Source organism: Verrucomicrobiota bacterium (assembly GCA_016871495.1).
Lineage (GTDB): Bacteria > Verrucomicrobiota > Verrucomicrobiia > Limisphaerales > VHDF01 > VHDF01.
The window spans coordinates 1-5,995 of sequence record VHDF01000148.1 but is presented as its reverse complement, the minus strand read 5'-3'; the positions used below and the strand labels follow the sequence as shown (position 1 = coordinate 5,995).

The 5,995-nt window shown below is 61.3% G+C and carries 7 protein-coding genes; 6 read left to right on the top strand and 1 reads right to left on the bottom strand.

From position 1 onward, the window contains the following. From FJ404_19000 to FJ404_18980, 5 genes are all read left to right on the top strand, one after another. Positions 1-129 (top strand): PIN domain-containing protein (locus FJ404_19000; protein ID MBM3824940.1); only part of this gene is annotated, 129 nt, incomplete at its 5' end. Between the two features lie 55 nt (positions 130-184). Continuing rightward, positions 185-2,059, top strand: a complete 1,875-nt coding sequence (locus FJ404_18995; protein MBM3824939.1) for a hypothetical protein — start codon at positions 185-187, stop codon at positions 2,057-2,059. Continuing rightward, entirely contained in the window at positions 2,049-2,906 is an 858-nt protein-coding gene (locus tag FJ404_18990; protein ID MBM3824938.1) for a hypothetical protein, read from the top strand. Before FJ404_18995 ends, FJ404_18990 begins: the two co-directional genes overlap by 11 nt. Before the next feature lie 3 nt (positions 2,907-2,909). Beyond that, positions 2,910-3,668, top strand: coding sequence for a hypothetical protein (locus FJ404_18985; GenBank protein MBM3824937.1), 759 nt, complete (start codon positions 2,910-2,912; stop codon positions 3,666-3,668). A gap of 34 nt (positions 3,669-3,702) precedes the next feature. Continuing rightward, a complete protein-coding gene (locus FJ404_18980; protein ID MBM3824936.1) occupies positions 3,703-5,238 on the top strand; it encodes a DNA cytosine methyltransferase in 1,536 nt (511 codons plus the stop codon). Here the strand turns inward: FJ404_18980 and FJ404_18975 are convergent. After that, positions 5,235-5,507, bottom strand: coding sequence for a hypothetical protein (locus FJ404_18975; GenBank protein MBM3824935.1), 273 nt, complete (start codon positions 5,505-5,507; stop codon positions 5,235-5,237). The genes FJ404_18980 and FJ404_18975 overlap by 4 nt on opposite strands. 322 nt (positions 5,508-5,829) lie before the next feature. On the opposite strand from FJ404_18975, the gene FJ404_18970 reads away from it, so the two are divergent. Then, positions 5,830-5,995, top strand: a 166-nt coding sequence (locus tag FJ404_18970) for a very short patch repair endonuclease (protein MBM3824934.1), incomplete at its 3' end; no start/stop codon positions are given.

Below are 5,995 nucleotides of genomic sequence, written 5' to 3'. Positions count from 1 at the left end.
CGCTTCAAGCTCAGCCTGGCCGACGCCTTTGCCGCCGCGCTGGCGAAGGAGAAGAAAGCCGAGCTCATCACCGGCGACCCGGAGTTCAAGCCGTTGGAGAAGGAGATCAAAATTGGGTGGCTGAAATAGCGCGACTTGATCACTCTAGCGAGCAAACCGGCGGCTGAAGAACAAGGGACACACCATGCCAATCGAACTTTACTTCCCGTTGTTGAACGGCGGCATCGAGCAGGGACTCAACGATGCCGGCATCGAAACCTTCGAGGGAGAATTTCAGCAGCACATTGTCCGCGAGTGCACCCAGAATGCTTTGGACGCCCGCTTTCCTGTAGGCGGTCAAGTGCGCATTGAGCTTCAGCTCCGACAGATACCGGTCACCGAAATTCCGGGTCTCGCCGATCTGCGTGCCGCCATCCGGTCCTCTCGGGAATACTGGCAGGGTAACGAAAAGACCCAAGCCTTCTGCGCCAAGGCTCTCTCATGGACTGAGGGACCGGAGATTGGCGTGCTCGAAGTTGCCGACTACGGCACCAAGGGGCTTGATGGCGGCGACGGCGACCGCAACGGAAGCTGGTTTGGGCTTGTTCAATCCGGCGGTGTTTCCATAAATCAGGACGACGCCGGCGGTGCCTTCGGCATCGGAAAAAAGGCGCCATTTGCCGGATCCTTCGCCCGTACGGTCTTTTATTCGACGCTGAATCGCGGCGGTGGGCGCGCCTTCCAGGGCGTTGCCACGCTCACTACTCACCTCGATCCCGCCGGCCGCAAGACGCAGGCTGGCGGGTTTATCGGCCTTGTAGAAGACGGCTCGGCTTCTTGCAGCTCCATTCGCGACCCGCGGCAGATTCCGGCGCCTTTTCGCCGCAACGAAACCGGCACCAGCCTTTTCATCGTTGCCTACCGTCATCTCGGCGGGGCCGACTGGGTCGACGCCTATATCCGTGAGGCGGTTGAGAACTTCTGGCCCGCCATTCACCGAGGGAGCCTCGTTTTCCAAATCGGCGACCGGCGTGTTGACACCGCCACGCTCCCCGCGCTGATGGCGCGCTTCTCCGGCGATCCTGATTTCTCGAGCCGTTACTACTATCGCGCCGTTGCGAACGAGAACCGTCGTGAATGGCAGACAACGCTCCCAAACCTTGGCTCCTGCCGCCTGTATCTCGTCTCTGGCGACACTACCTATCCCAAGAAGGTATGCATGACGCGCCAGATCGGCATGGTCATCTACGCAGCACAGCGGTTCCGCTCCTACCGTCCTTTCGCCGGCCTTTTCATCTGCGATTCGCCGGAGGGCAACGCCTACCTCCGCAAGCTTGAGCCTCCCCGTCACAATGAATGGAATGCCAGCCGATCCGATGACGGGCCCGAGGCGAAACGTGTGCTCCAAAACGTGCGCGATTGGATCAACCAGTGTCTGCGCGAGCTGAATCCGGATGAGGACGCCCGCGAGTCTGATGTGCCAGAGCTCAACCGCTATCTGCCGGACGAGGACGATGAACCGCTGGCGGACGATTCCCAAACTGCCAGGGAACGGGGCGGTGAGGACGGTATTGTGACGGCCCCGGTCAGCCAGCCCTTGATCATTCAGGAAGTGCCGCCGCGCCCGCCGGTTCGCCAGCCGGCTCCGGGTGGCGCGGCTCCTGAAGACGGCAACGAGGAAGGCGATGGCGTCGGTGACGCCACTCCCGATCCGGGGGACACCGAAACCGAGTCCCCCGGAGGGCGGGGCGACACCACGGGCGGAGGCGCGACTGGGGAGACGCAACCGCGCCAGATCAAGACGCTTTTGCAAACGAGATCGATTCGCACCGGCTCCGATACCTATGAGCTGATTGTTCGTTCACCCGCCGCCTGTTCCGGCCGGCTGAACCTTGTGAGCGTCGGGGAGGACAACAAGGAGGAACCCGACCTGCGCATAACTCGCGTGCTCGACATGGGCACCGGCAGCGATGTTGACATGGACGTGTTTGCCGTCGCCGGGGGGCAGACAATCCGGCTCCGGGTTGTGATCGAGTCAACCGTCCCGGTTTCACTCCGCGCCTATTGTTATGGAAATTAAAACCCGTTCCTTTCCCTACCCAGTGCTCGGTCCGAATCTGGATGATTTCACCGGCGGCTTTGTCCGGCTCGCCGATGCTTCCGGTGAAGTTGCTCCCGAGCGCTATTCCATCCGGTTCAGCTTCGAGCTGTCCCATCCGTTTATCGCGGGCCTTGTGGCTTCGGGCGACGCCTCGCCGGCGGTGGTGGTCGAGTGCCGGCAAAACTTCTACCGTCGCCGCCACCTTGTCCGCCTGGGCTCGAACGAGATGGTCATCCCGGCTGATGAACTCCGTGGCCTCGTTCAGGTCACGCCTCTTGTCTCCGCGGCGCGTGACTTGGTCGGCTACCGCCCGGATTTTCTTAACCCCGACTACGATGGTGTTCAAATCCGCGTTCCCCGGCACGGGATTCTTGCCTACGGCCCCAACTTTGAGTTCATCGCCGAGCCGAAATCCGACCGCCTGCGGAAAATTTCCTCGATTATGCGAGTCATTCAAACGGAGGATGCCGGAACAGGGATGACGGTGAATATCGGCGGGCCGCGCATCCACGTCGAGGTTTCACCCGCCCAGTTCCGGCTCTATCGGAGCGTTGCTGCCAGCCGCCGGGGACCGGCCATCCTTTCGGCCATGCTTGTGCTCCCCGCCCTGGTGGACGTTTTTCACCGCGTCAAGGGGATCGATCCGGGGGAACTCGAGGATTTTCGATGGTTTCAGGTGGTTCGGGCGCGGCTTCGTGAGGTCTCCCATCCGGTCGATGTGCCGGACTTCGACCCGATGGACGCCGCCCAGGCCCTCCTCGATTCCCCGTTTGCCCGCGGCATCACTGAATTGGTTGAGCGCCTCGACTCAGAAGGGGGGAACTAGGATATGATGTTACCATATTTTACGGGTGACTTCCTCGCGGACGTGCGGGCCATCGCCGAACGGGAACACCGTGCGCGATACGGCCAAGAGGAACCTTGGGTCCGTTCGCTGCCGTCCGCCGCGTCTGGCATCCGTGAATCTCAGATTGAGATTGTCGAGCTCCCTGAACTTGTTTGCGAATCCGATGCCCGCACCGAGTCGGATGCGGCCAATGCCATCGCGCTCTACGAGCGGCTGCGGATGCTCACGCCGGTCCAGGCTTCCGACGAGCGGCTCTGGTCCTGCCTTGCCCACACCACTTACTGGCGCTACGCCCGCCTCCGTTGGCAGGGCGGCTCGGCCGAAAACTTTGACAGCGTGGAGACGCGTTGGTTTTTCAAGGGCAGTTCGATGGAGCGCTTGGCCCGCAATGGCATCGCCCGGCTTTGGTGGGGGGCGTATGCCACCGTCCTGGCGGATGAGGCTGATCCATACCGACTCACTCGCGTTCTTTTCAGCAATACCGACATCCAGTTCCATTACATGGAGCGTTTGTTCGGCAAGAACCGAACCGTTCTTCACACTGCGCTTGACTACACCGAGCGCAATTTGCCTCGCATCCGTCCCCGCAAATCCGTGGGCGCCTGGTCCAATGAAACCGGCAAACTCATCAATCGGGTTGGCGGCGTCCTCCAGCTGGATGCGTTGAGCGCATCCGAGGTCGGGGAAATTCTCGAGAGCTATTTGCAGCGCCTCTACCGGCAGAATTCGGGTCAGGGCTGACAGCCTGCGGCTCCTTGACTAGCATCGCGCCGCAATGCCGAGACCTGTCATTGATTTGTTTGCCGGACCGGGCGGGCTGGGCGAAGGCTTCTCCGCGCTCCGGCCCGGCGGCGACCCCGCGTTCAAAATCAGGCTTTCCATCGAAAAAGACCCCCTTGCGCATCAGACGTTGCAGTTGCGCGCCTTCTTCCGCCAGTTCCCGGACAAGAAAGCGCCTGATGCCTACTACGATTACCTCGCTGGCCTGATTCCACGCGAAGACCTGTTCAAACAGTATCCGGCGGAAGCGAAGAAGGCCGACCAGGAGGCTTGGCACGCGGAGTTGGGTGGCGAGAAGTTTCCTCCCGATCTGATTGATGCGCGAATTCGTGACGCACTCGGCACGCGAGTCAACTGGGTCTTGATTGGTGGTCCACCCTGTCAGGCGTATTCGCTTGTGGGACGCTCCCGCGTCATCGGGCGCGAGGGCCTCGCCAAATACGAGGCGGACCCGCGCCACGAACTCTACCGGCATTACCTCCGCATCATCGCCGTCCACCAGCCGCCCGTTTTCGTGATGGAAAACGTGAAAGGGCTGCTGTCAGCCAAGGTGCAGGAGCAGCACATGTTCGAGCGCATCCGCAGCGACCTTGAGAATCCACTGGACGCCGTCTTCGGCCCGGCCCGGCGCCGCGAAACACTGCGCTATCGGCTCGTGTCACTCGTGGTGCGCAATGGCGATTTGCTCGGCAGGTGCGAACCGGAGGACTTCGTGGTCCGCGCCGAGGACTACGGCATCCCGCAGGCCCGGCATCGCATCATTCTGCTCGGCATCCTCGCCGAGAACGAAAGGCAGACCGGTCTGTTGAAGACGCAAACCAGAGTTCCCATCGAGGATGTCATCTCGGACTTGCCACGGCTCAGAAGCGGTTTGTCCAAGGAGCCGGACAATCCCCAAGCGTGGCGCGATGCGGTTCTCGAAATCGCCGATTCGGCCTGGCTGCACGGCCCACGGGTGGATGACGCGCTTCGCCGCGAGGTTCGCACCCTCCTTCGCGAGGTCGATGCCTCGCTGGACCGTGGCGGCATCTTTGTCAGACCGGGCCGCCGTGTCATTCGCGCGCATCGGAACTGGTTTCAGGACGAGCGTCTTGACGCAGTGTGTAATCACGAGACGCGCTCGCACATCCGCCCCGACCTTCACCGCTACTTCTTTGTCTCGGCCTTCGCCCGCATTCACAACCGCTCGCCGCTGCTCGAAGATTTTCCCCCGCAGTTGTTGCCCAAGCATGAGAACGTCGCTGAGGCGCTGGAGGACACCAAGTTCAACGACCGCTTCCGCGTGCAGTGCGCTGGCCGCCCCTCAACCACTGTAACGTCCCACATCTCGAAGGATGGTCACTACTTCATCCACTACGACCCGACACAATGCCGCAGCCTCACCGTCCGCGAGGCGGCGCGGCTGCAGACGTTCCCGGACAACTACTTTTTCGAGGGGCCGCGCACCCAGCAATACCATCAGGTTGGCAATGCCGTGCCGCCATTACTTGCGCGCCAGATCGCCGAAATCGTATACCGAATCTTCAACTAGGCTTGCGCTGCTTGCTTCACCACTTCCGCCTTCCGGAGGCTCCAGACCTTGCTCTCCTTGTTTTGGATGACAACCTCCTCAGCTTCGAGCATGGCCAGAATGGTTCGGCTCATGTGCCCTTCATGACCGACATGCCCTTGGTAGATCCCGAGCCGGCGGCCAATTTCTGCGTTGGTCAGTCCGTCTGGATTCTCAACAATCAACTCGTAGACGGCTCCCTTAAGTTCTGCCATCGCTCGCTGTGCACGGGTGTAGAGGGAGGAATTCATGCCGCTTTTCCAGCTCCGGTTGCACTAAATGCAAATCAAGTTCGGTCATGGGAACCAGCACATTTCATCTTTTTGCGGCTGAGGCGTTGCGTCGTTGTGAAGCCGGTGACCTCACAGACAACGAGCTTTGCTGCTATCAAGCGAGCAAGGCCCGCATCGGCTGGGACCGCGCTAAAGTCATGCGGTAGACGCCATGGCTTCTGAGGGACTACTTCGCGGCCTGATGGAGCGCCGGTTTCCAAGCTGGCCCGGGCGAAACCGGAGTTCGGTGCTCCACCCGAATCCGTGTGCATCCGTGTTCATCCGTGGTTAAAAAAATCCCGTGCCTGACGTGTTCACCAAAGCGAAGCGCAGCGATGTGATGTCGCGCATCCGCTCGCGCGGGAACAAGGACACGGAGCTGGCGCTGGCGACCTTGCTCCGACGGCAGGGCTTCACGGGCTGGCGAAGGCAGATTCAAATTCGCGCCTCACCCCGGCGCGGCGAGG